General features: G+C 66.3%; 22 protein-coding genes. 15 read left to right on the top strand and 7 right to left on the bottom strand.

Going from position 1 to position 25,120, the window contains the following annotated elements; genetic code table 11:
- Positions 1 to 11 precede the first annotated feature (11 nt).
- Positions 12 to 410: an Rv3143 family two-component system response regulator gene (locus JX552_RS08225; protein WP_205876882.1), complete on the top strand. Its 399-nt coding sequence runs from the start codon at positions 12 to 14 to the stop codon at positions 408 to 410.
- On the opposite strand, the gene JX552_RS08220 is transcribed toward JX552_RS08225, so the two are convergent.
- The gene (locus JX552_RS08220) at positions 407 to 1,693 is read right to left on the bottom strand and encodes a PPE family protein (protein WP_205876881.1); all 1,287 of its coding nucleotides are present in this window, start codon (positions 1,691 to 1,693) and stop codon (positions 407 to 409) included. The genes JX552_RS08225 and JX552_RS08220 overlap by 4 nt on opposite strands.
- Positions 1,694 to 2,191: 498 nt before the next feature.
- Here JX552_RS08220 and JX552_RS08215 point away from each other — a divergent pair, with 498 nt between their 5' ends.
- Genes JX552_RS08215 through nuoN form a run of 14 tightly spaced genes read left to right on the top strand, consistent with a single transcriptional unit; the run spans position 2,192 to position 17,611 of the window.
- Entirely contained in the window at positions 2,192 to 2,569 is a 378-nt protein-coding gene (locus JX552_RS08215; protein ID WP_205878316.1) for an NADH-quinone oxidoreductase subunit A, read from the top strand.
- Positions 2,570 to 2,581: 12 nt separating this feature from the next.
- Positions 2,582 to 3,136, top strand: a complete 555-nt coding sequence (locus JX552_RS08210) for a NuoB/complex I 20 kDa subunit family protein (protein ID WP_055580867.1) — start codon at positions 2,582 to 2,584, stop codon at positions 3,134 to 3,136.
- Complete coding sequence (locus JX552_RS08205) at positions 3,133 to 3,861, top strand: NADH-quinone oxidoreductase subunit C (protein ID WP_205876880.1); 729 nt, start codon at positions 3,133 to 3,135, stop codon at positions 3,859 to 3,861. Before JX552_RS08210 ends, JX552_RS08205 begins: the two co-directional genes overlap by 4 nt.
- Positions 3,861 to 5,162: an NADH dehydrogenase (quinone) subunit D gene (gene nuoD, locus JX552_RS08200; RefSeq protein WP_205876879.1), complete on the top strand. Its 1,302-nt coding sequence runs from the start codon at positions 3,861 to 3,863 to the stop codon at positions 5,160 to 5,162. Before JX552_RS08205 ends, nuoD begins: the two co-directional genes overlap by 1 nt.
- The gene (gene nuoE, locus JX552_RS08195; protein WP_205876878.1) at positions 5,159 to 5,920 is read left to right on the top strand and encodes an NADH-quinone oxidoreductase subunit NuoE; all 762 of its coding nucleotides are present in this window, start codon (positions 5,159 to 5,161) and stop codon (positions 5,918 to 5,920) included. The genes nuoD and nuoE overlap by 4 nt, the downstream gene beginning before the upstream one ends.
- Positions 5,917 to 7,236, top strand: coding sequence for an NADH-quinone oxidoreductase subunit NuoF (nuoF, locus tag JX552_RS08190; protein WP_205876877.1), 1,320 nt, complete (start codon positions 5,917 to 5,919; stop codon positions 7,234 to 7,236). Before nuoE ends, nuoF begins: the two co-directional genes overlap by 4 nt.
- Positions 7,237 to 7,243: 7 nt before the next feature.
- A complete protein-coding gene (locus JX552_RS08185) occupies positions 7,244 to 9,673 on the top strand; it encodes an NADH-quinone oxidoreductase subunit G (protein ID WP_205876876.1) in 2,430 nt (809 codons plus the stop codon).
- A 5-nt stretch (positions 9,674 to 9,678) separates the two neighbouring features.
- Positions 9,679 to 10,941 carry an NADH-quinone oxidoreductase subunit NuoH gene (gene nuoH / locus JX552_RS08180; RefSeq protein WP_205878315.1) on the top strand — a complete coding sequence of 421 codons (1,263 nt, stop codon included), beginning with the start codon at positions 9,679 to 9,681 and terminating at the stop codon, positions 10,939 to 10,941.
- Positions 10,934 to 11,482 (top strand): NADH-quinone oxidoreductase subunit NuoI, encoded by a 549-nt coding sequence (gene nuoI / locus JX552_RS08175; RefSeq protein WP_277396051.1) that lies wholly within the window; start codon positions 10,934 to 10,936, stop codon positions 11,480 to 11,482. The genes nuoH and nuoI overlap by 8 nt, the downstream gene beginning before the upstream one ends.
- Positions 11,479 to 12,255, top strand: coding sequence for an NADH-quinone oxidoreductase subunit J (locus JX552_RS08170; protein WP_205876875.1), 777 nt, complete (start codon positions 11,479 to 11,481; stop codon positions 12,253 to 12,255). Before nuoI ends, JX552_RS08170 begins: the two co-directional genes overlap by 4 nt.
- Complete coding sequence (gene nuoK, locus JX552_RS08165; RefSeq protein ID WP_205876874.1) at positions 12,252 to 12,551, top strand: NADH-quinone oxidoreductase subunit NuoK; 300 nt, start codon at positions 12,252 to 12,254, stop codon at positions 12,549 to 12,551. Before JX552_RS08170 ends, nuoK begins: the two co-directional genes overlap by 4 nt.
- Before the next feature lie 10 nt (positions 12,552 to 12,561).
- Positions 12,562 to 14,451 (top strand): NADH-quinone oxidoreductase subunit L, encoded by a 1,890-nt coding sequence (nuoL, locus tag JX552_RS08160; RefSeq protein WP_205876873.1) that lies wholly within the window; start codon positions 12,562 to 12,564, stop codon positions 14,449 to 14,451.
- The gene (locus JX552_RS08155) at positions 14,448 to 16,028 is read left to right on the top strand and encodes an NADH-quinone oxidoreductase subunit M (RefSeq protein WP_431195934.1); all 1,581 of its coding nucleotides are present in this window, start codon (positions 14,448 to 14,450) and stop codon (positions 16,026 to 16,028) included. The genes nuoL and JX552_RS08155 overlap by 4 nt, the downstream gene beginning before the upstream one ends.
- Positions 16,025 to 17,611 carry an NADH-quinone oxidoreductase subunit NuoN gene (nuoN, locus tag JX552_RS08150; RefSeq protein ID WP_205876871.1) on the top strand — a complete coding sequence of 529 codons (1,587 nt, stop codon included), beginning with the start codon at positions 16,025 to 16,027 and terminating at the stop codon, positions 17,609 to 17,611. Before JX552_RS08155 ends, nuoN begins: the two co-directional genes overlap by 4 nt.
- Positions 17,612 to 17,617: 6 nt before the next feature.
- On the opposite strand, the gene JX552_RS08145 is transcribed toward nuoN, so the two are convergent.
- The 6 genes from JX552_RS08145 to JX552_RS08120 all read right to left on the bottom strand — a co-directional run bounded on the left by JX552_RS08145 (position 17,618) and on the right by JX552_RS08120 (position 25,031).
- Positions 17,618 to 20,797, bottom strand: coding sequence for a PPE family protein (locus JX552_RS08145; RefSeq protein ID WP_205876870.1), 3,180 nt, complete (start codon positions 20,795 to 20,797; stop codon positions 17,618 to 17,620).
- 127 nt (positions 20,798 to 20,924) lie between these two features.
- A complete protein-coding gene (locus tag JX552_RS08140; protein ID WP_205876869.1) occupies positions 20,925 to 21,359 on the bottom strand; it encodes a hypothetical protein in 435 nt (144 codons plus the stop codon).
- 1 nt (position 21,360) lies between these two features.
- The gene (locus JX552_RS08135; protein ID WP_205876868.1) at positions 21,361 to 22,611 is read right to left on the bottom strand and encodes a DUF58 domain-containing protein; all 1,251 of its coding nucleotides are present in this window, start codon (positions 22,609 to 22,611) and stop codon (positions 21,361 to 21,363) included.
- Entirely contained in the window at positions 22,608 to 23,570 is a 963-nt protein-coding gene (locus JX552_RS08130; RefSeq protein WP_431195969.1) for an AAA family ATPase, read from the bottom strand. The genes JX552_RS08135 and JX552_RS08130 overlap by 4 nt, the downstream gene beginning before the upstream one ends.
- Before the next feature lie 31 nt (positions 23,571 to 23,601).
- Positions 23,602 to 24,084 carry a hypothetical protein gene (locus JX552_RS08125; protein WP_205876866.1) on the bottom strand — a complete coding sequence of 161 codons (483 nt, stop codon included), beginning with the start codon at positions 24,082 to 24,084 and terminating at the stop codon, positions 23,602 to 23,604.
- On the bottom strand, positions 24,081 to 25,031 hold the full coding sequence (locus JX552_RS08120) for a DUF4129 domain-containing protein (protein WP_205878313.1): 951 nt from the start codon (positions 25,029 to 25,031) through the stop codon (positions 24,081 to 24,083). The genes JX552_RS08125 and JX552_RS08120 overlap by 4 nt, the downstream gene beginning before the upstream one ends.
- Positions 25,032 to 25,120: the final 89 nt, after the last annotated feature.

Here is a 25,120-nt window from a genome sequence, read left to right as displayed (position 1 = left end):
ACATCTGGACCGTGCCTGACTCCAACCCGCTGCGCATCCTCGTCTACAGCGACAACGTCCACACCCGCGAACAGGTGAAGCAGGCCTTGGGGAAGCGGCTGCACCCGGACCTGCCGGAATTGAGCTATGTCGAGGTCGCCACCGGCCCGATGGTGATCCACACGATGGACGAGGGCGGTATCGACCTGGCCATCCTCGACGGAGAGGCGGCGCCGACCGGGGGCATGGGAATTGCCAAGCAGCTCAAGGATGAGCTGTCTTCCTGCCCACCGATTCTGGTGCTGACCGGACGTCCAGATGATGCCTGGCTGGCCAGTTGGTCACAAGCGGAGGCGGCAGTGCCTCACCCGCTCGACCCCATCGTGCTGGGCCGCACGGCGCTGAGCCTGTTGCGCGCCCCAGCGCATTAACCGCCCGGGATCTGGATCTTCGCTTCTTCTTCTTCCTCGGCCCTGGGACGGAACTCGCCCGGGGCAATCTTGGGACGTAGCGTGGCGACCGCCTCTTCGGCTTCCTCTGCGGCGGCGTCCGACGCACGGAACCCCGATGACGGAATCCGCGACGCACCCGCTGTCTTCGAAGCCTGCTTCGCTGCGCCCGGGGCTGCCGCGGCCGCAATGCCGGGGGCCGCGGTCGGCAACACGCTCATGGCAGGCAGTTCGGCTTCCGGAGCCTCGGCAGTGACCTCGGCATCCTGAGTGGCTTCCTCGGCTGCTTCCTCGGTTGCGACCGCCTCTTCGTCCTTTTCCTCGGCCTTGGCCGGCACCGGCATTGACGGGCCGTCGCCGAGCAGACCGGCGCTCCGGGTGGTTCCGCCCATGGGCATCGGCATGGGCATCATCCCGAAGCCACCGACGCCCGGGCTGGCCACGCCAGTGTTGGCGCTGGTGGCGGCCGCGCTGCCGACATCGGTGCCCGCCGCGGTGCCACCGGTGTAGGCGCCCGCGTCGCCGCCGGTGTAACCCGCCGGCGCGAGTCCGGGGTCGGCACCGGCCATACCGCCGCCGCCCCCGCCACCGGCGGCGGCAGCGGCTTCGCTACCGGTTGTCGGGGGCGGGGCACCTCCGGCGGTGCTCACAGCACCGCCGCCGGCTGCTCCACTACCGGCCCCGGTCGCCCCGCCGGCCAGGCCGCTCAAGCCGCCGGCGATTCCGCCGGCCAGGGCGGGGAAGCTCTGCAGCACCGATGACCAGGGCACCACCTGCGCCGCAGCCGCTGCCGCGCCGGAGTAGTAGCCGGCCATGGCCGTCACGTCGGCGGCCCACATCTCCTCGTAGATACTCTCGGCGAGCGCGATCGCCGGTGCATTCTGGCCGAACAGATTCGTCATCACCAGCTGCACGAATGCGTTGCGGTTGGCGTCCACCGCACCGGGGTGGATGGTGGCCGCCTGGGCCGCCTCGAATGCACTGACCACCGCCAGCGCCTGCCCGGCCGCGCCCTGAGACTGCGCCGCCGCCGCGGCCAGCCAACCGGCGTAGGGCGCCGCTGCGGCTGCCATCGCCGCCGCGGCGGGGCCCTGCCACGCCTGTCCGGCCAGGTTTGAAATCACCGACCCGAACGACTGCGCGGCGGTACCCAGCTCGGCCGCCAGCCCGTCCCAGGCCGCCGCCGCCTGCAACATCGGCGCACTTCCGGCACCGAGGAACATCCGCAACGAGTTGATCTCTGGCGGCAGTGTAAAGAAGCTCACAGACCCCGTCCTCCCAGATCGGCCATTATCATCGTGGCGCTGACCTCGCAAAAGTCAGTAGCGGCCCAGCCCAACAGTAACAACAAGCGCTCCGCCGCGTCTGGCCGTCGCGCAGATCCATCGTATTTTTCCCGGACCGGGTAGTCCTCGACCACTGCCGCCTACACCGAGGCGGAGGTTCAGTGCTGCGTCCTGGCGGATCAAAAGCCGACCGGTGGTGCGGGCGGGCGATGGCAAAGCCGGCAGTGGTCGAAGTTGGTCAGATCGGCGGCCACGAGGCAGCGGTGGCACTGCGGGCAGTGGCGGGGCAGGCGGAATCTAGCTCGGTGCACAGAAGTGACCTGGCATTTTCACGCATCTGCAGGGTGCGCGCGACCACCAAGCCGTTCCTGGCTAGGCTGTGCTCAAGGTCATGTCGGGGTACCCCAGTCCGGTTTCGTCACATCTGGTCGCCGCGTGACCGCTGTCGACAGCCCAAACGACGGAAACGTGGAGCAAGTGAACGTCTACATACCCATCTTGGTGATGGCGGGCATCGCCGCGGCCTTCGCCATCGGTTCGGTATTCCTGGCCAGCATCACCGGCCCGACCCGATACAACCGGTCGAAGCTCGAGGCCTACGAATGTGGGATCGAGCCCACCGAAACCGGGTTCAGCGGACCACATGCAACGAGCGGGCAGCGCTTCCCGATCAAGTATTACCTGACCGCAATGTTGTTCATCGTTTTCGATATTGAAATTGTGTTCCTCTATCCGTGGGCGGTTAGCTTCGATTCGCTGGGAACTTTCGCGCTCGTCGAGATGGTCATATTCATGCTCACGGTCTTCGTGGCCTACGCCTATGTGTGGCGCCGCGGCGGCCTGACGTGGGATTGAGGTAGGTAGGACGTGGGACTGGAAGAACAGTTACCCGGCGGGATCCTGCTGTCCACGGTTGAGAAGGTTGCGGGTTACGTCCGCAAGAACTCACTGTGGCCGGCGACGTTCGGGTTGGCCTGCTGCGCCATCGAGATGATGGCGACGGCGGGGCCGAGGTTCGATATCGCCCGATTCGGCATGGAGCGGTTCTCCGCGACGCCGCGACAGGCGGACCTGATGATCGTCGCCGGTCGGGTCAGCCAGAAGATGGCCCCGGTGCTGCGGCAGATCTACGACCAGATGGCCGAGCCGAAATGGGTTCTGGCGATGGGCGTGTGCGCATCGTCCGGGGGAATGTTCAACAATTACGCGGTGGTCCAGGGCGTCGACCACGTGGTGCCGGTGGACATCTACCTGCCCGGCTGCCCGCCCCGGCCGGAGATGCTGTTGTACGCAATCCTCAAGCTGCACGAGAAGATTCAGGAGATGCCGCTGGGCGTCAACCGGGAGAAGGCGATCGCCGAGGCCGAAGAGGCGGCCATGGCGGCCCGCCCGACGATCGAGATGCGCGGACTGCTCCGATGAGCTCACCGGAGAAGGACCCGCAAGGCGCAGCCCTGGCCGCAGGCTCCGAAGTCCCACCGGAAGGCCAAGAGGTGATCAACGTCCGCCGCGGCATGTTCGGCGTGCGCGGCACCGGTGACACCTCGGGCTACGGACGACTGGTGCGCGAGATCGCGTTACCCGGCGAAAGCCCCCGGCCCTACGGCAGCTACTTCGACGACATCGCCGACCGCCTGGCCGAGGCGCTCAACCGCGAGGGCCTCGACTTCAACGAGGCGATCGAGAAGGTCGTGGTCTTCCGCGACGAGCTGACGCTCTACGTGCGCCGGGATCTGCTGCCGCAGGTCGCCCAGCGGTTGCGCGACGAGCCGGAACTGCGTTTCGAGCTGTGCCTGGGCGTCAGCGGCGTGCACTACCCGGACGAGACCGGCCGCGAACTGCACGCCGTGTACCCGTTGAAGTCGATCACGCACAATCGCCGGGTGCGGCTGGAAGCCGTTGCGCCCGACAGTGATCCGCACATTCCGTCGCTGTTCGGGGTGTACCCCACCAATGACTGGCATGAGCGCGAGACCTACGACTTCTTCGGGATCATCTTCGACGGCCACCCGTCGCTGACCCGGATCGAGATGCCCGACGACTGGCACGGGCACCCGCAACGCAAGGACTATCCGCTGGGCGGCATCCCGGTGGAGTACAAGGGCGCGCAGATACCGCCGCCCGACGAGCGCAGGGGTTATAACTGATGAGCGCACCAGCTGAGACACTCGTCGTCGCCGGCGGCCAGGACTGGGACAAGGTGGTCGACGCCGCCCGCAAGGCCGACCCGGGCGAACGCATCGTCGTCAACATGGGACCTCAGCACCCGTCCACTCACGGTGTGCTGCGGCTGATCCTCGAGATCGAGGGCGAGACGGTCACCGAGGCGCGCTGCGGGATCGGCTACCTCCATACCGGGATCGAGAAGAACCTCGAATACCGGTACTGGACCCAGGGCGTCACCTTCGTCACCCGAATGGATTACCTGGCACCATTTTTCAACGAGACCGCGTACTGCCTGGGCGTGGAGAAGCTGCTCGGCATCACCGACGAGATCCCGGAGCGGGTCAACGTCATCCGGGTGATGATGATGGAACTCAACCGCATCTCCTCGCACCTGGTCGCCTTGGCCACCGGGGGAATGGAACTGGGTGCGATGACGCCGATGTTCGTCGGCTTCCGGGCGCGCGAGATCGTGCTCACCCTTTTCGAGAAGATCACCGGGCTGCGGATGAACAGTGCCTATATCCGGCCCGGCGGCCTGGCACAGGACCTGCCGCCGAACGGGGTCGACGACATCGCGGCGGCCCTGAAGGAACTGCGGGTTCCGTTGCGCCAGATGGGCGAACTGCTCAACGAGAACGCGATCTGGAAGGCCCGCACCGAGGACGTCGGATATCTGGACCTGACCGGGTGCATGGCACTGGGCATCACCGGTCCGATCCTGCGCTCCACCGGATTGCCGCATGATCTACGCAAGAGCGAACCTTATTGCGGATACGAGAACTACGACTTCGACGTGATCACCGCGGACACGTGTGATGCCTACGGGCGCTACATGATTCGCGTCAACGAGATGTGGGAGTCGATCAAGATCGCCGAGCAGTGCCTGGACAAGCTCAAGCCCGGCCCGACGATGGTCGAAGACCGCAAGATCGCCTGGCCAGCCGACCTTTCCGTGGGCCCCGACGGCATGGGTAATTCACCGGAGCACATCGCCAAGATCATGGGCAGTTCCATGGAAGCACTGATCCACCACTTCAAGCTGGTCACCGAGGGCATCAGGGTCCCTGCCGGCCAGGTCTACGTCGCGGTGGAGTCACCGCGCGGCGAACTCGGCGTGCACATGGTCAGCGACGGCGGCACCCGCCCCTACCGGGTGCACTATCGCGATCCGTCGTTCACCAATCTGCAGTCGGTGGCGGCGATGTGCGAAGGCGGCATGGTGGCCGACCTGATCACCGCGGTCGCCAGCATCGACCCGGTCATGGGCGGAGTGGACCGATGAGCGAATCAGGCAGCGGCGAGCGGGTTTTCCTGCGCCTGGGCCCGCCGCCGCAAGAACCCGGCCAGTTCGTGGTGGAGGGTGCGCCCGAGTCGTACCCGAGCGAGGTGCGGGCCCGGCTGGAGGTGGAGGCCAAGGAGATCATCGCCAAGTACCCCAACAAGCGGTCGGCGCTGCTACCGCTTTTGCACCTGGTACAGGGCGAGGACTCCTACATCACCCCGGCCGGTATGGAGTTCTGCGCTCAGCAGCTGGATCTGACCGGCGCCGAGGTGTCGGCGGTGGCCAGCTTCTACACCATGTATCGGCGCGGCCCCACCGGTGACTACCTGGTCGGCGTCTGCACCAACACACTGTGCGCGGTAATGGGCGGCGACGCGATATTCGACGACCTCAAAAGCCATCTCGGTGTCGGCAATGACGAGACCACCGACGACGGCGCCGTCACGCTGCAGCACATCGAGTGCAACGCGGCCTGCGACTACGCGCCCGTGGTGATGGTCAACTGGGAGTTCTACGACAACCAGACCATCGACTCCGCCCGCGAACTCGTCGACTCGCTGCGCGCCGGCAAGCCGGCAGAACCCACCCGCGGTGCGCCGCTGTGCAAGTTCCGCGAGACATCCCGCATCCTGGCCGGTCTGCGCGATGAGCGTCCCGACGAGGGTCAGGGCGGCCCCGGTGCGGCCACCCTGGCCGGTCTGCGGGTGGCCAAGGAGAACGACATGCAGGCTCCCCCTGGTCCGGAAGGTCAAGCATGACAACACCTTTGACCCCGGTCATCAGCCGCTTCTGGGATGACCCCGAGTCGTGGTCGCTGGCGACCTACGAGCGCAATGACGGCTACCAGGCCATGAAGAAGGCCCTGGCCATGAACCCTGACGACGTCATCGCGACCGTCAAAGACTCCGGGTTGCGGGGCCGTGGCGGTGCCGGCTTCTCGACCGGGACCAAGTGGTCGTTCATCCCGCAGGGCGACAAGGGGCCGGCGTCCAAGCCGCACTACCTGGTGGTCAACGCCGACGAGTCCGAACCCGGTACCTGCAAAGACATTCCGCTGATGCTGGCAACCCCGCACGTGCTGGTGGAAGGCGTCATCATCGCCGCCTACGCGATCCGGGCCAGCCACGCGTTCATCTACGTGCGCGGTGAAGTGGTGCCGGTGCTGCGCCGGCTGCAGAACGCGGTGGCCGAGGCGTACGCCGCCGGCTATCTGGGCCGCGACATCGGCGGCTCGGGCTATGACCTGGAGCTGGTGGTGCACGCCGGTGCGGGCGCCTACATCTGCGGTGAGGAGACCGCGCTGCTGGACTCGCTGGAAGGCCGCCGCGGCCAGCCCCGGCTGCGGCCGCCGTTCCCCGCGGTCGCCGGTCTCTACGGCTGCCCCACGGTGATCAACAACGTCGAAACCATCGCCAGCGTCCCGTCCATCGTCCTTAACGGCGTCGACTGGTTCCGGTCGATGGGCAGTGAGAAATCGCCTGGCTTCACGCTGTATTCGCTGTCCGGTCACGTCACCCGCCCGGGTCAGTATGAGGCGCCGCTGGGCATCACGCTGCGCGAGTTGCTCGACTATGCCGGCGGTGTCCGGGCCGGGCACCGGCTGAAGTTCTGGACGCCGGGCGGCTCGTCGACTCCGCTGCTCACCGACGAGCACCTCGACGTTCCGCTGGACTACGAGGGCGTCGGCGCCGTCGGCTCGATGCTAGGCACCAAGGCTTTGGAGATTTTCGACGAAACCACCTGCGTGGTGCGGGCGGTACGCCGCTGGACCGAGTTCTACAAGCACGAGTCCTGTGGCAAGTGCACGCCGTGCCGCGAGGGCACTTTCTGGCTGGACAAGATCTACGCCCGCCTGGAGAACGGCCAGGGCACCCGCGAAGACCTCGACAAGCTGCTCGACATCTCCGACGCGATCCTCGGAAAGTCGTTCTGCGCGTTGGGAGATGGTGCCGCCAGCCCGGTCATGTCGTCGATTCAGCACTTCCGCGACGAATACATCGCCCACGTCGAGACCGGCGGCTGCCCGTTCGACCCCAAAGATTCCATGCTGACGAAGTTGAACGGAAAGGCCTGACGCTGCAATGACAAGTGCGGCCAAGACGGATACCGGCGACGAGGTCAAGCCGCCGGACATGGTGACGCTGACCATCGACGGCACCGAGATCAGCGTTCCCAAAGGAACTTTGGTCATACGCGCGGCCGAGCTGATGGGCATCCAGATCCCCCGGTTCTGTGACCACCCGCTGCTCGACCCAGTCGGCGCGTGCCGGCAGTGCATGGTCGAGGTCGAGGGCCAGCGCAAACCGATGGCGTCGTGCACCATCGTCTGCACCGACGACATGGTGGTGCGCACCCAACTCACGTCACCGGCGGCCGACAAGGCCCAGCACGGTGTGATGGAACTGCTGCTGATCAACCACCCGCTGGACTGCCCCATGTGCGACAAGGGTGGTGAGTGCCCGCTGCAGAACCAGGCTATGTCCAACGGCCGCGCGGAATCTCGCTACACCGACGTCAAGCGCACCTTCGCCAAACCGATCAACATCTCTTCGCAGGTGCTGCTCGACCGCGAACGCTGCATCCTGTGCGCTCGCTGCACCCGGTTCTCCAACCAGATCGCCGGTGACCCGTTCATCGACATGCAGGAACGCGGCGCGCTGCAGCAGGTCGGCATCTACGCCAACGAACCGTTCGACTCCTACTTCTCCGGCAACACCGTGCAGGTGTGCCCGGTCGGCGCGCTCACCGGCATGTCGTACCGGTTCCGGGCCCGCCCATTCGACCTGGTGTCCAGCCCCAGCGTCTGCGAGCACTGTGCGTCCGGATGCTCCCAGCGCACCGACCACCGCCGCGGCAAGGTGACGCGCCGCCTGGCCGGCGACGACCCGGAAGTCAACGAGGAGTGGAACTGCGACAAGGGCCGGTGGGCCTTCACCTACGCCACCCAGCCGGACGTGCTCACCACTCCCCTGATCCGCGATGCCAACGGCGAACTGGCGCCGGCGTCCTGGGCGCACGCGATCGTGGCGGCGACTCAGGGCCTAGAGGCGGCCCGCGGCCGCACCGGCGTGCTGGTCGGCGGCAGGGCCACCTGGGAAGACGCCTACGCCTACGCCAAATTCGCGCGAATCGTGTTGCACACCAACGATATCGACTTCCGTGCCCGCCCACAGTCGGCGGAGGAGGCCGACTTCCTGGCGGCGCGCATCGCCGGCCGTCCGGTGAGCGTCAGCTACGCCGACCTGGAGTCGGCGCCGGTGGTGCTACTGGTCGGATTGGAGCCGGAAGAGGAATCGCCGATCGTGTTCCTACGGCTGCGCAAAGCCGCCCGCAAGAACCACGTTCCCGTGTATGCGATCGCCCCGTTCGCCACCCGCGCATTGGACAAGATGTCCGGCCGGTTGCTGCAGACCGCACCCGGCGGCGAGCCCGCGGCGTTAGACGGCCTGGCCACCGGCGAGATCGCCGACCTGCTGAGCACGCCCGGCGCCGTGATCATGGTCGGCGAGCGACTGGCCACGGTGCCCGGCGGGCTGTCCGCCGCGGCCCGGTTGGCCGACTCGACGGGGGCCCGGCTGGCCTGGGTGCCGCGGCGGGCCGGGGAACGCGGCGCGCTGGAAGCCGGTGCCCTGCCCGGCCTGCTGCCCGGCGGCCGTCCGGTCGCCGATGACACCGCCCGCTCACAGGTTGCCGCCGCCTGGCACGTCGACGAATTGCCCTCGGCCGCAGGCCGTGACGTCGACGGCATCCTGGCCGCGGCCACCGACGGCACCCTCGGCGCGCTGCTGGTCGGCGGTATCGAACCCGGTGACTTCGCCGACCCGGACGCGGTGCTGGCCGCGCTGGACGCGGCGCCGTTCGTGGTCAGCCTGGAGTTGCGCCACAGCGCGGTCACCGAGCGGGCCGACGTGGTGTTCCCGGTCGCCCCCACCACCCAGAAGGCCGGCGCCTTCGTCAACTGGGAGGGCCGCTACCGCGGGTTCGAACCGGCCTTCAAGGGCAGCATGCTGCAGGCCAGCCAATCGGATCACCGGGTGCTGGACACCCTGGCCGACGAACTCGGTATCCAGCTCAACTGCTCGACGGTCGAGTCGGCCCGCGAAGAATTGGCCGGGCTGGGCACCTGGGACGGCAAGCATGCCGCCAGCCCCACCGTCGAGCCCAAAGCCACCACGCAGCCCGACAACGGCGAGGCCGTACTGACCGGCTGGCGGATGCTGCTGGACGCCGGCCGCGGGCAGGACGGCGAACCGCATCTGGCGGGCACCGCACGCACCCCCGTGGTGCGGTTGTCGGCCGGCACCGCCGACGAGATCGGCGCCACCGACGGCGAGCCGGTCACGGTCAGCACCGACCGGGGTTCGATCACCTTGCCGCTCACCGTGACTGACATGCCGGACCGAGTGGTGTGGCTGCCGCTGAACTCCCCCGGTTCGGCGGTGCACCAGGAACTCGGCGTCACCAGCGGCGCTTTAGTGAAGATCGGCGCGAAGATCGGGGAAACGGCGTGAACAGTTTGGCCGCCTTCGGACACGACCCCTGGTGGCTGGTGCTCGGCAAGGCGCTGGCGATCTTCGTGTTCCTGATGCTCAACGTGCTGGTGGCCATCCTCGCCGAGCGCAAGATCCTCGGGTGGATGCAGCTGCGGCCCGGCCCCAACCGGGCCGGACCCTGGGGCACCCTGCAGAGCCTCGCCGACGGCGTCAAGCTGGCACTCAAGGAGAGCATCACCCCGAAGGGCATCGACTGGTTCGTCTACTTCGCGGCCCCGGCCATCTCGGCGATCCCCGCGTTCACCGCCTTCGCGTTCATCCCGTTCGGGCCCGAGGTGTCGGTGTTCGGGCACTGGACGCCCCTGCAGCTGACCGATCTGCCGGTCGCGGTGCTGTTCATCCTGGGGCTGTCGGCCATCGGCGTGTACGGAATCGTGCTGGGCGGCTGGGCTTCCGGCTCCACCTATCCCCTGCTGGGCGGGGTGCGCTCGACCGCACAGGTCATCTCCTATGAGGTGGCGATGGGGCTGTCCTTCGCGGCGGTGTTCCTGTTCGCCGGCTCGATGTCGACGTCGCAGATCGTGGCCGCCCAGGATCGGGTCTGGTACGTATTCCTGCTGCTGCCGTCGTTCGTCATCTACCTGATCTCGATGGTGGGTGAAACCAACCGGGCCCCGTTCGACCTGCCCGAAGCCGAAGGCGAGCTGGTCGCCGGCTTCCACACCGAGTATTCGTCGCTGAAGTTCGCGATCTTCATGCTGGCCGAATACATCAACATGATGACGGTGTCATCGCTGGCCACCGCCATGTTCTTCGGCGGCTGGCACGCCCCGTGGCCGCTGAACATGTGGGAGGGCGCCAACCACGGCTGGTGGCCGGTGCTGTGGTTCACCGCCAAGATGTGGACGTTCCTGTTCATCTACTTCTGGTTGCGCGCCAGCCTGCCCCGGTTCCGCTACGACCAGTTCATGTCGCTGGGCTGGAAGCTGCTGATCCCGGTGTCGCTGGTGTGGATCATGATCGCTGCGGTCATCCGCACCCTGCGCAACCAGGGCTACGCGCACTGGACCACCCTGCTGGTGGTGTGCAGCCTCGTCTTTGCCGTGGCGCTGATCGCGACGCTGCGAAAACCGTTCAGCGCCCCCAGTGCCCGCAAGCGCCGCAAGCAGGTGGTCAGCCTCACCCCGAGCGGCGCAGCCGACGAACCGGCGTTCCCGACACCACCGCTGCCGCTCAAGACCCTCGAACGGCCTGTAGGTGCGAGCAAGGAGAAGGCACGTGGCTAACATCTTCCGACGCCTCTGGGATCCGGTAGCCGGGTTCGGCGTCACCTTCGGGTCGATGTTCAAAAAGAACATCACCGAGGAGTATCCGGAGAAGCCGGGCCCGGTGGCGCCGCGTTACCACGGCCGCCATCAGCTCAACCGGTACCCCGACGGCCTGGAGAAGTGCATCGGCTGCGAGTTGTGCGCCTGGTCCTGCCCGGCCGACGCGATCTACGTCGAAGGCGCCGACAACACCGAAGAGGCGCGGTACTCCCCTGGCGAGCGCTACGGCCGGGTGTACCAGATCAACTACCTGCGCTGCATCGGGTGCGGGCTGTGCATCGAGGCCTGCCCGACCCGCGCGTTGACCATGACCAACGACTACGAGTTGGCCGACGACAACCGCGCGGACCTGATCTACGAGAAGGACCGGCTGCTGGCGCCGCTGCTGCAGGACATGCTGGCGCCGCCACATCCGCGGGCCGAGGGCGCCACCGACAAGGACTACTACCTGGGCAACGTGACGGCCCAGGGGCTGCGCGAAAGTCAGGAAGCCCGATGATCGTCACCATCGCTGCGGAAACCCTGACCCGCACCTCTACCGGCGAGGCCGTCATGTTCTGGGTGCTCGGCACCATGGCGGTCGTCGGTGCCCTCGGGGTGGTGTTGGCGGTCAACGCCGTGTACTCGGCGATGTACCTGGCGATGACCATGCTCATCCTGGCGGCGTTCTACATGGCCCAGGACGCGCTGTTCCTCGGCGTCGTGCAGGTGGTGGTCTACACCGGCGCGGTGATGATGCTCTTCCTGTTCGTGCTAATGCTGATCGGCGTGGATTCCGCGGAATCGCTGAAAGAGACCCTGCGCGGACAGCGCGTCGCCGCGGTGGTCACCGGCGTCGGGTTCGGCGTCGCGCTGATCGCCGGCATCGGCAACGTCGCGACCGGCGGCTTCTCCGGCCTGGCCGGCGCCAACGCCAACGGCAACGTCGAAGGACTTGCGGCGCTGATCTTCTCGCGCTACCTGTGGGCCTTCGAGCTGACCAGCGCACTGCTGATCACCGCCGCGGTCGGGGCGATGATCCTGGCGCACCGGGAGCGCTTCGAGCGCCGCAAGACCCAGCGCGAGCTCTCCGAGGAGCGTTTCCGCCCCGGCGGGCACGCCACGCCGCTGCCCAACCCGGGCGTCTACGCCCGACACAACGCCGTCGACGTGGCAGCACTGCTGCCCGACGGCTCCTACTCGGACCTGTCGGTGTCCAAGATCCTGCGAACCCGCGGAGCCGACGGGCTGCAGACTCCTTCACCGGAAGCCGTGAAAGGCGGCACGTCGTGAATCCGGCGAATTACCTGTACCTTTCGGCATTGCTGTTCACCATCGGGGCTGCCGGCGTGCTGCTGCGGCGCAACGCCATAGTGATGTTCATGTGCGTCGAGCTGATGCTCAACGCCGTCAACCTGGCGTTCGTCACGTTCGCGCGCATGCACGGCAAGCTCGACGGACAGATGATCGCGTTCTTCACCATGGTGGTTGCCGCGTGCGAGGTCGTCATCGGCCTGGCCATCATCATGACGATTTTCCGTGCCCGCAAATCGGCGTCGGTCGACGACGCGAATCTACTCAAAGGCTGAGAACGCCAAGATGATTCATTACACCTGGCTGCTGGTGGCGCTGCCGCTGGCGGGTGCTGCGATCCTGCTGTTCGGCGGTAGACGCACCGACGCGTGGGGCCATTGGCTGGGCACGCTGGCCGCCCTCTCGGCGTTCGGCGTGGGTGTCACACTGCTGACCGAGCTGCTGAGCCGGTCGGCCGACGACCGCGTCATCCATCAGACGGTCTACAGCTGGATGCCGGTGGCCCAGTTGCAGGTCGACTTCGGTCTGCAGATCGACCAATTGTCGATGTGTTTCGTCCTGCTCATCTCCGGCGTCGGGTCGCTGATCCACATCTACTCGATCGCCTACATGGCCGAAGACGAAGACCGCAGAAGGTTTTTCGGTTACCTGAACCTGTTCCTGGCCTCGATGCTGCTGCTGGTGGTGGCCGACAACTACGTGCTGCTCTACGTCGGCTGGGAGGGCGTCGGCCTGGCGTCCTACCTGCTGATCGGCTTCTGGTACCACAAGCCGTCGGCGGCCACGGCGGCCAAGAAGGCGTTCGTGATGAACCGCGTCGGGGACGCCGGCCTGGCCCTGGCCATGTTCCTGATGTTCGCCACCTTCGGCACCGTGTCCTACGCGGGGGTGTTCTCCGGGGCGCCCGCCGCCAGCCAGGGCGTGCTGAACGCGATGGGGTTGCTGCTGCTGATGGGTGCCTGCGCCAAGTCGGCCCAGGTCCCGCTGCAGGCCTGGTTGGGCGACGCGATGGAGGGCCCCACCCCGGTGTCGGCGTTGATCCACGCCGCCACCATGGTGACCGCCGGTGTGTACCTCATCGTGCGGTCCAACCCGGTCTTCAACCTCGCTCCCGACGCACAACTGGCGGTCGTCATCGTCGGCGCCGTCACCCTGATGCTGGGGGCGTTCATCGGCTGCGCCAAGGACGACATCAAGCGCGCGCTGGCCGCCTCCACGATGAGCCAGATCGGCTACATGGTGCTGGCCGCCGGCCTCGGCCCGGCGGGCTACGCGTTCGCGATCATGCACCTACTCACCCACGGCTTCTTCAAGGCCGGCCTGTTCCTCGGGTCGGGTTCGATCATCCACGCGATGCACGACGAGCAGGACATGCGCCGCTACGGCGGGCTGCGCAAGGCCCTGCCGGTCACCTTCGTGACGTTCGGCCTGGGCTACCTGGCGATCATCGGTGTGCCCCCGTTCGCGGGCTTCTTCTCCAAGGACGCGATCATCGAGGCCGCGCTGGGCGCCGGCGGCACCCGGGGTTACGTGCTCGGCGGGGCCGCACTGCTGGGCGCGGGCATCACCGCCTTCTACATGACCCGCGTGATGCTGATGACCTTCTTCGGCCAGAAGCGTTGGGCGCCGAGCTCGCATCCGCACGAGGCGCCCGCTCTGATGGCGTGGCCGATGATCCTGCTGGCGGTTGGCTCGGTGTTCTCCGGCGCCCTGTTCGCGATCGGCGGGACGCTCAAGCACTGGCTCGAACCCGTCGTCGGGGCCCACGAGGAGACCACCCACGCCGTACCGGCCTGGGTCAGCACCTCGCTGGCCCTCGGCGTGGTGGTCGTCGGCATCGCGGTGGCCTACCGCATGTACGGCGGCAAGGCCGAGATTCCGCGGGTTGCCCCTGCCCAGGTCTCGGTACTGACGACGGCCGCACGCGCCGACGCTTACGGCGATGCCTTCAACGAGGAGGTCTTCATGCGCCCGGGTGCGCACCTGACGGACAGGCTGGTCGCCGTCGACAACTCCGGAGTGGACGGCTCGGTCAACGCACTGGCCGCGCTGGTGGGCCGGACCTCAAATGGATTGCGCGGCTTGCAGACCGGCTTCGCGCGCAACTACGCGCTGTCGATGCTGGCCGGTGCGGCCCTGGTGGCGGGTGCGCTGCTGGTGGTGAACCTGTGGTGAACTCGAGCATTCCGTGGCTGAGCATCTTGTGGCTCGTCCCGTTGGCCGGCGCGGTGCTGGTGATCCTGTTGCCGCCGGGGCTGCGTCAGGTCGCGAAGTGGACCGGCCTGGTGGTCGCCGTCGCCACGCTGGCCGTGTCCCTTGTCGTCGCCGCGGCGTTCAAGCCCGGCGGTGACACCTACCAGTTCGTCGAAAAGCGCACCTGGATACCTGCTTTCGGCGCGGGTTACTCCCTGGGTGTGGACGGCATCGCGCTGATCCTGGTGGTGCTGACCACGGTGCTGATCCCGCTGCTGCTGGTCGCCGGCTGGAACGACGGTGGAGACACCAACCCCCGTGGCCCGCACGCGTACGTCGCGCTGACCCTGGCCATCGAGTCGATGGTGCTGATCTCGGTGGTCGCGCTGGATGTGCTGCTGTTCTACGTGTTCTTCGAGGCCATGCTGATCCCGATGTACTTCCTCATCGGCGGTTTCGGGCAGGGCAAGGAGCGCTCGCGGGCGGCGGTGAAGTTCCTGCTGTACAACCTGTTCGGCGGGCTGATCATGCTGGCGGCGGTGATCGGCCTGTACGTGGTCACCAGCCAGCACGGCGGCGGCACGTTCGACTTCGTCCGCATCGTCAACGACGTCCGAACCGGCCGCCTTGCCGGCGTCGACCCGGCGGTATTCAAGGCCCTATTCCTGGGCTTCATGTTCGCGTTCGCGATCAAGGCGCCGCTGTGGCCACTGCACCGCTGGCTGCCCGACGCCGCGGTCGAGTCGACTCCCGCCACCGCGGTGCTGATCACCGCGGTGATGGACAAAGTGGGCACCTTCGGGATGCTGCGCTACTGCCTGCAGCTGTTCCCGGACGCTTCAACGTATTTCCGCCCGGCGATCGTCACGCTGGCCATCATCGGGGTAATCTACGGCGCCATCGTGGCGATCGGCCAGACCGACATGATGCGCCTGATCGCCTACACCTCGATCTCCCACTTCGGGTTCATCATCGCGGGCATTTTCGTGATGACCACCCAGGGCCAGAGCGGCTCGACGCTGTACATGCTCAACCACGGCATCTCCACCGCGGCGGTGTTCCTGATCGCGGGATTCCTGGTCTCCCGTGGCGGCAGCCGCAACATCGCCGATTACGGCGGCGTGCAGAAGGTGGCCCCCATCCTGGCCGGCACCTTCCTCGTCTCCTGCATGGCCACCCTGTCGCTACCCGGCCTGGCGCCGTTCATCAGCGAATTCCTGGTATTGCTGGGAACTTTCAACCGCTACTGGGTGGCCGCAGCCTTCGGGGTGACCGCGCTGGTGCTGGCGGCCATCTACATGCTGTGGCTCTACCAGCGCGTGATGACCGGTCCGGTCGCCAAGGGCAACGAGAAGATCCGTGACCTCGTCGGGCGCGAGATGATCGTCGTCGCACCGCTGCTCGCGCTGTTGTTCGTGCTCGGCGTCTACCCCAAGCCGGTGCTGGACGTCATCAACCCGGCAGTCGAGAACACCATGACCACCATCGGTCAGCACGACCCCGCACCTACTGTTCCAATCAGCGGCGTGCCCCGTAAAGCCGAAGGACCGCACCAATGACGCTGCCCAGCCCCAGCATCGAGTACTTCTCGCTGTCCCCGATGTTCATCGTGTTCGGCATCGCGGTCGTCGGCGTGCTGGTCGAGGCGTTCCTGCCGCGCCGGCTGCGCTACGGCGCGCAGGTGGTGCTGGCCCTCGGGGGGCTGGCCGCCGCGTTCGCCGCCGTGGTGGCGGTGGCAAAGTCGGTACCGGCCGAGGGCCGCCGCGCCGTGCTCGGCGCCGTGGCGGTGGACCGGCCGACGCTGTTCCTGCAAGGCACCATCGTTCTGGTCTCGATCCTGGCCGTCATTTTCGTCGCCGAGCGCAGCCAGCGATCGGTCGCGGACAAGGCCGCCGCCGAAAAGCACAAGGTTTTCGCCGGACTGGATTCCTTCACCCCCCAAGCCTCCGCGGTGCCCGGCAGCGACGCCGAGCACGAGGCCGAACGCGCCGGGGCGGCCCAGACCGAGCTTTTCCCGCTGCTGACGCTCTCGGTCGGCGGCATGATGGTGTTCCCCGCGTCCAACGACCTGCTGACCATGTTCGTTGCGCTGGAAGTTCTTTCGCTCCCGCTGTACCTGATGTGCGGGCTGGCCCGGCACCGTCGGTTGGTGTCGCAGGAGTCGGCGTTGAAGTACTTCCTGCTGGGGGCGTTCTCGTCGGCCTTCTTCCTCTACGGTGTCGCCCTGCTCTACGGTGCGACCGGCACATTGACCCTCGGCGGAATCCGCGATTCGCTTGCGGGAGACAGCGATACGGGCATGGCGCTGGTCGGGGTCGCGCTGCTCTCGGTCGGTCTGCTGTTCAAGGTCGGCGCCGTCCCGTTCCATTCGTGGATCCCTGACGTCTATCAGGGGGCGCCCACCCCGATCACCGGTTTCATGGCGGCGGCTACCAAGGTCGCGGCGTTCGGCGCCCTGCTGCGGGTGGTTTATGTGGCCCTGCCGCCGCTACACCACGACTGGCGCCCGGTGCTGTGGGGAATCGCGATCCTGACCATGACCGTGGGCACGATCACCGCGGTGAACCAGACGAATGTCAAACGGATGCTGGCCTATTCGTCGGTCGCGCACGTCGGCTTCATTCTCACCGGCGTGATCGCCGACAACTCCGCGGGCCTGTCGGGCACCCTGTTCTACCTGGTCGCCTACAGCTTCAGCACGGTCGGCGCCTTCGCGATCGTGGGCCTGGTCCGCAACTCCGATGACGTCGAGGATGCCGACCTGTCGCACTGGGCGGGCCTGGGTCAGCGCTCCCCCATTGTGGGCGTAATGCTTTCGATGTTTCTGCTGGCATTCGCGGGCATCCCGCTGACGAGTGGCTTCATCAGTAAGTTCGCCGTGTTCAAGGCCGCCGCCCAGGGCGGCGCGGTGCCGCTGGTGGTGATCGGTGTGATCTCGTCCGGCGTTGCGGCGTATTTCTATGTTCGTGTGATCGTGTCGATGTTCTTCACCGAGCCCACCGACGACACACCGCATGTGATGGCGCCTGGGGTGCTGAGTAAAGCGGCCATCGCGGTGTGTGCCCTGGTGACGGTGCTGCTGGGCATCTTCCCGCAGCCGGTGCTGGACCTGGCCGAGCGCGCGGCGACCTTCCTGAACTGACTCAACTCACGTCTGGTCGAAGAACCCCGACTGGTCGTCACCCTTGTTGAAGAACCCGGAACTGCTATTGCCGGAGTTCGAGATGCCCGAGCTCGCGTCGCCGGAAACGCCGATGCCGGAGCTGAACTTGCCCGCGACGTTGAATCCGGCACTGAATGATCCGGTATTGCCGAATCCGACGTTGGCGGCGCCGATGTTGTTGAAGCCGACCAGCTCGGTGCCGTTGTTACCGAAACCCGAGATCGGCGAGAAGCCACCGGTTTTGACGTTCTGGAACCCCGACAGTGTGTCGCCGGAATTGTTGAAACCCGAGACGCTGGTGGCGCCCGCGACGTGTCCGAATCCGGACACGGTGCCAGGCTGATCGGTCGCGCTAGCGATGGCGGTATTGACGTCGCCGGCGTTGAGCAGGCCGGTGTTCAGATCGCCGGAGTTACCGAAGCCGGTGTTCAGAGAGCCTGCGTTGAATGATCCTGTGTTGCCGCCGAGCCCGCCGGCGATGCCACCCGAGTTGAAGTCGCCGGTATTGGCGTAGCCCGCGTTGAAGGACCCCATATTGTTCGTGCCGGCGTTGCCGGCGCCGACGTTGTTGAAGCCGCCGTTGCCGATCCCGACGTTGGTGAACCCACCGTTGCCGATACCGGTGTTCAGCGAGCCCCCGTTCCATGAGCCGGTGTTCACGTTTCCGGCATTGCCGAATCCGGTGTTGGTGTTGCCGGAGTTGAAGAAGCCGAAGTTCCCGTCACCGGAGTTGAAGAAGCCGACGTTGTTGTTGCCGGAGTTGCCGAAGCCGACATTGCCGGTGCCGGCGTTCAATGCCCCGATGCCGAACTGGTTGTCACCGGTGAGTCCGAAGCCGATGTTGTTGTTGCCGCTGTTGCCGAACCCGAAGTTGAAGCTGCCCTTGTTGCCGAACCCGAAGTTGGAGGTACCCAGGTTGCCGCTGCCGAGGTTGAACGAGCCGAGATTGCCGCTACCGATGTTTCCACTGCCCGAGTTTCCGCTGCCGAAGTTTCCGTCACCGAAGTGGTTGCCGAAACCGAAATTCCCGTTGCCGACATAGTTCCCGCCGCCGAAGTTCAGGTTCCCGAAGTAGTTGCCACCACCCAGGTTGGTGTAGCCGACGTTGCCGCCGCCCAGGTTGTAGGAGCCCCAGTTGCCGCCGCCCAGGTTGAGATTTCCGAGGTTACCGCCACCCAGGTTCACGTTTCCGATGTTGCCGATGCCCAGGTTGAAGTCGCCGTCGTTTCCTCCGCCGAGGTTCCAACTGCCCAGATTGCCCGGGCCGGTGTTGATGTCGGGCAGTGCCACGCCGATAGCGGGTGCTGCGGGCAATGACGCGAGGGCTGGGGCCAACGGTCCCAAGGCGAGCAAGGAAACGGTGGCCGCCGGGCCGAAAAAGCCGGATTGGTTGTTGCCCTGGTTGAAGAAACCGGAGCTCGTGTTACCTGGAATGTTGATACCCGAGCTACCCACTCCCGCAACCGAAATACCGGCGCTGAGGTTGCCCGAGTTCAGAATCCCGACCGTAACCTGACCGGTGTTGTACCACCCGGTCGCCGACGCGGCCGAGTTATTGAAACCGGACATCAACGTGGCTCCTACGCCGGCGTCGGAGTTCTGGAAACCGGACGAGAAGTTGGCCGTGTTGTAAAACCCGGAGCTGTTGAATCCCGTGTTGCCGATACCGGAGCCCGTCGCTCCTGCCGGCGTGATCGCACTGCCGACACCGGTGTTGAAGTCGCCCGAATTCAGCAAGCCGGTGTTGGTGTTGCCGGAATTGCCCAGGCCGGTATTGAGACCACCGCTGTTCGACAGACCGGTGTTGTAGTCACCGGAGTTGAAAGATCCGGCGTTGTGGAAGCCCGTGTTCCCCGAGCCCATGTTCAATCCACCGGAATTCCCGAGGCCCGCGTTGAGATTCCCCGAGTTTCCGAATCCAAAGTTTGTCAAACCGGCGTTGCCAAAGCCGGTGTTGGTGTCACCCGCATTCCAGAATCCGGTGTTGCCGCCTCCCGCGTTGCCGAATCCGAAGTTTCCGTCGCCGGAGTTGAAGAAGCCGGAGTTGCCGTTGCCGGAGTTGAAGAAGCCGACGTTGTTGTTGCCCGAGTTTCCGAAGCCGATATTGCCGGTTCCGGAGTTCAGCGCGCCGATACCGATCTGATTGTCTCCGGTCAGCCCGAACCCGATGTTGTTGTTGCCGTGGTTCCCGAAGCCGAAGTTGAAGTTGCCGTTGTTGGCCAAACCGATGTTGGACGATCCCACGTTGCCGCTGCCCAGGTTGAACGAGCCTAGATTTCCACTGCCGAAGTTCAGGGTGCCGAGGTTGCCACTGCCGAGGTTGCTGTTTCCGATATTGCCGAAGCCGGCGTTGCCGCTCCCCAAATGGCCGAATCCCACGTTCAGCCGACCCGCATTCCCGAGGCCGAGGTTGGTGTAGCCCGTGTTTCCAATACCCAGATTGAAGGAGCCGAAGTTGCCGCTACCCAGGTTCAGGTTGCCCACGTTGCCGCCACCCAGGTTCACGTTCCCGGTGTTGCCGTTACCGAGGTTCAGGAATCCGTTGTTGCCACCACCGAAATTCCACGACCCGATGTTCCCGACGCCGGTGTTCACGTCGGGAATCGCGGCCGCGGCGGCCGCGGCCTGACCCAAACCGGGCATCGCGGCCAATGCACTGCCCCACGACGACAACGCCGCGGCCGCGGCCGACGCCCCGCCGTGATAGCTCACCATCGCCGCCACGTCAGCGGCCCAGAACTCTTCATAGACACTCTCGGCGGCCGCGATCGCCGGAGCATTCTGACCGAACAGATTGCCGATTACCAACCGCACGAACGCATTTCGGTTCGCCGATACAGCCTGTGGGTGCACCGTCGCCGCCCGGGCCGCCTCGAACGCACTGACCACCGCCTTGGCGGCGGTCGACGCCGATGCGGCACGTATCGCCGACTTGCTCAGCAACCCGGCGTACGGGGTGGCGGCTGCAACCATCTTCTCCGCTGCGGTGCCCTGCCACGCCTGACCAGCCAAACCGGATGTGACCGACCGGAACGACTGCGCGGCGGTAGCCAACTCCTGCGCCAATCCGTCCCAGGCCAGCGCCGCCTCAAGCATCGGCGCCGGACCCGCACCCGCGAACATGCGGATCGAATTGATCTCCGGCGGCAACATAAAGAAACTCATGAGGCGACTTCCTTCCCGCAAAACGGGCGCTGCTCGCTGCGACCGAGGTTCGCACCCGACACGATTCGTCAGAAGGAACCATAGAAGAAACCGCAGGGCACTTTATGCGGTTCCGGCAAATTCCGCCTTAGTTGATAAACGGACGCGTCGCCAGGACGTAAATCGCCAACACCGCCAGTGGCGCCACCAACGGCAACCAGGGCACCTGCACCGGGAACGACGTTGCCACCAGCCCCGCGAAGGTGAACCCGACGGCAGCGACGATCGTCGGCCAGCTTCCGGTCACGACGTCACCGGAGGCGTGCCGGCTCACCAAGTAGGCCGCGGCGCACAGGCCCGACAATGCGGCCAGCACGTGCGACGGTTCCGATACCACGATGACGATAATCACCAACAGGACGGCAACCGTTGCAGCGGAGCGAAATACCGTTCCGAACCCGACGGCGAGCACGGCCGCGGCTGCCGCCATCAGCGGTAGCCCATGGGATCCGATGGCCGCCGCCGCCACCATCAGCAGACCGAAAGCCACCGAGAAGACGCGGGTACCGGATTGAGCGGGCATGTCAGCGCCTGCCCCGAACCCGCACCCGGCGATCGGGCAGCACGCTCATCGACTGCTCGAGCGAGCGATCCGACGGCCAGGACAGCACGTCCACGCCGACGGTGGCCATGTCGCGGTACATCCCCGAGCGCTGCAGCGCCCACATCTTGACCACCAACGGGTCGTGTTCGCCCTCGAACGGAGAACTGTCCAGCACGTCCACTGCGACCACGACGTGTCCACGCTTGCGCAAATCGATGAGCGCCAAGGCGAATTCGGTGTCGAGTAGGGTCGAGAAGGCGATGACGATCGCACCCGACGGGACGGCGGCCCGAGGAGCCAGGGTGCCGGTGGTGGTTTCAAACCGCTCGCCGGCATCCAGCACGGTGTCCAGCACCCGATAGAACTGGCGCTGGCCGATCTCGGCGCCGAGCCAGCGGGGGCGGTTGCCGCCGAGTGCGACGATCCCGGCCCGGTCGCCGTTGCGCAGCGCCGTCTGCACCACCTGAGCGGCGCCGCGCACGACCCGTTCTGTCGCGGTGGTCGCGGGTCCGGCAGGCTGACGGTAGGTGTCGATCAGCACCACCACGTCGGCGGCGCGGTCGGTCAATCGCTGCGTGACGTGCAGGCGGCCGCGCCGCGCGCTCACCGCCCAGTTCACCGCGCGCAGTTGGTCACCCGGTACATAGAGACGAATGTCGGCGTACTCCACGCCAGGGCCGATGTGGCGGGTGAGGTGCGCGCCCAGCCGGTCGAGCAACTCGATCTGCGGCAGCGAGGTCGATTGTGGTGGCGTCAGGGGAAACACGATCACGTCGGCGACATCGATTGTTCCGGTCCCCTTGAGCAACCCGCCACGTGCGACCACGTCGACCCGGCCGCTGATGTGGTAGCGGCCCCACCTCTTCGCCACCGCGACAACCGTTTTCGCGCCGGGTTCCGTTTCCGTTTCGTCCATTTCCATCCCCTCGACGGGCGGCACCGTGAGGTCGACGGTGGCCGGCCCGGATTCGGTAGTCACCCAAACCCGCACCCGCGCTTCTTCATTCTCGAAACATCGTTGTGCATCGGGTTCCGCGTGCAACTGAACCGTCGGGACCGGAGATTGCCAGCTGAGCGAGCACAGCACCCCGAGCAGCGGCGCGGCGAACGCGATCAGCTGCCAGCGCCCACCCATGATCGCGGCCGCCAGCGCCACCCCGGCGCAGGTGGCGATCGTCAACGTCAGTTGCGATGCCCGCCAGCGGATCTCGACCGGCCGATGGGTGATCACGTGGGCCGGCGGTCGGCTCGTGGTACGGGAAGGCGCCGCAACAGTTCCCCGACCACGTCGGCGCCCTGAATCTTGCGCACCCACATCTCCGGACGCAGCGTGATCCGGTGGGCGACAGCGGGGACGGCGAGCGCCTTGACGTCTTCCGGAATCACGTAGTCGCGGCCCAACAACAAGGCGCGGGCGCGGGCGAGTTGAACCAGGTCCAGTTCGGCGCGCGGACTGGCACCGACGGCGACCTGCGGATGGTGCCGGGTCGCGGTGGCCAGCGACACCACATACTGCAGCACATCCTCGTGCACCGTGACCTGCTCCACCGCTTCGCGCATCGCCAGCAGATCGGTCGCATCGACGACCTGGTTGACTATCGGCTCCGCCGAACCACGATCCAGGCGCCGGCGCAGCATCGCCGCCTCGTCCTGCTCGGAGAGGTAGCGCAGTTCCAGCCGGATGGCGAACCGGTCCAACTGAGCCTCCGGCAACGGGTAGGTGCCTTCGTACTCGATCGGGTTGTCGGTGGCCAGCACGATGAAAGGCGTTGGCAGCTTGTGGGTTTGGCCGTCAATGCTGACCTGCCCCTCGGCCATCGCCTCGAGCAGCGCGGCCTGTGTCTTGGGCGGCGTGCGGTTGATTTCGTCGCCTAGCAGCAGGTTGGTGAAGATCGGGCCGCGGCGGAATTCGAAACGCCCCGACTGCATGTCATAGATCGTCGAACCGAGCAGGTCGGCGGGCAACAAGTCGGGCGTGAACTGAACTCGGGTGAATTCCAGCCCCAACGCGGAGGCAAACGATCGGGCAATCAGCGTCTTGCCAAGTCCGGGAAGGTCTTCGATCAGCACGTGGCCGCGAGCCAGCAGCGCGGTCAGGATCAGCGTCAGGGCGGCGCGCTTTCCGACAACGACGCGTTCGATCTCGTCGAGTACCGCCTCACACTGGGCCGTGGTCGAACCAACTGGCATTGCCGCCGGTGTCGTCATCTCTGCTCCATCGTCATACCTTCTCCAACCTTCCCAGAATCTCCTCGAGCGCCGCGCGACCCGGTCCCGGTTGGCTGGCAGTGGCATGCCCGACGTTGTTCGGATTAACCCATTCCCACAGTTGTGCACCGAAAAGCATTTCGCCGGTGGCGCGGAATGCCTCCGGGTCCTTGGCCTGTCGTTGACCGGTGGTGATCTCGAAGCGCCGCGCCAACATCGGGCGCAGGTGTCGATCCCAATCCTTACGGCTGGAATCCGACCACCTGATCATCGTCTCGGTGTTGGACAACCAGCGACGCAGCGAATCCCCGAGGTCGTCGTCGTCTGGTTCGACTTCCGGTTCACTCGGGTGGCCCAGCACCCGGCGCACGTTCAGCAACACCAGGGTCAGCGCGATGCCGGCGCCGATCAGGACGAACCGGCGGTCCTGCACGATCAGGGCCAGCAGCTCGACGCCCGTGATGAGGCAAATACCGAGTGCGATCAGTCTTTTCATGCGGCCCTGCCGGATCGTGGGGCGATCTCGTCGAGCACGAGTTCGAGCACGCGGACCGCGGTCTCGCGGTGTCCCTCGTCCATCACGTGCGGACTGAACCGTGCCTCCTCGAAGAGGTTCACCAACTGCACCGCGTTCTGCGCCTGCAGCGCACGCTGTTCGACCGCGCGGGCGAGCACCTCGGTCGGGGTGTCGAATTCCTGCGGCACCGCGCCCGGAACATTGGCAAGTTCACGCTCCATTGCCGCATAGCAGGCGATGATGGCCTCGCGAGGTTCGCGGCTGAGGTCTGTCATCTCAGCCAGCCCGACTTCGGCGGCACGAACCAGTGACTCCGAAGCGGCTTCCAGAGGCGGCGATTCGACGGGACCGTCGGCGTGAGCCGCCGTGACGGCCGGGCGCCGCCGCCGGCGCGATACGATGAAGCCGCCGACGAACAGCATCAGCAACACCGGCACAAACGCCAGCAACGAGCCGAGCATGTCCGGGGTGTCCTTGTGCCGCGGAGGTTGCGCCGGTTGCGGAGCGCCTCCCGTCCCGGGCCCGTTTGCACCCGAATTCGGTTGCGGCGCATCAAGAGCGAGTTGGGGTGGGGCGAAGAAACGCGACACCAGGACCGCGACCAGGATCCAGGCGACGATCACGCCCAGTGCGATCAGCACTACGCGCCAGCTTGGCCGGGCACTGCCGCTGCCCAGCATCTCAGGCAGCGCGCCGGCGCTGGGGGCTGCCGTGCGCGGGTCGCGCAGCCGGGCGATGATCGAGAATGCCAGCAGTGCCAGGGTGGCCGCGACCGCAGCGACCAGGAACATCAGTGCCGTCTTGCTGGGGCCCTCCTCGGCGATGCGGCGACCGTGGTGCGCGGGGAGATACCCACGTAGCGCGGCAGCGGCCAGCATCAGCAGCGCGACCAGGGCCACCACCCGGGTGGTGGGCTTGTCGAACATCAGCGGAAGTTTCCTGGCGGCTTGCGCCCCATAGCCGAAGGCTAGCGGCGTCGGGCTGCCCGGGTCCAGTCGCGGACACTTGTCGCCGC

The sequence above is a fragment of the Mycobacterium gordonae genome (assembly GCF_017086405.1).
Taxonomy (GTDB): Bacteria; Actinomycetota; Actinomycetes; order Mycobacteriales; family Mycobacteriaceae; genus Mycobacterium; species Mycobacterium gordonae_D.
The sequence above is the reverse complement of the archived record's forward strand: the minus strand, read 5'-3'. Positions and strand labels throughout refer to the sequence as shown.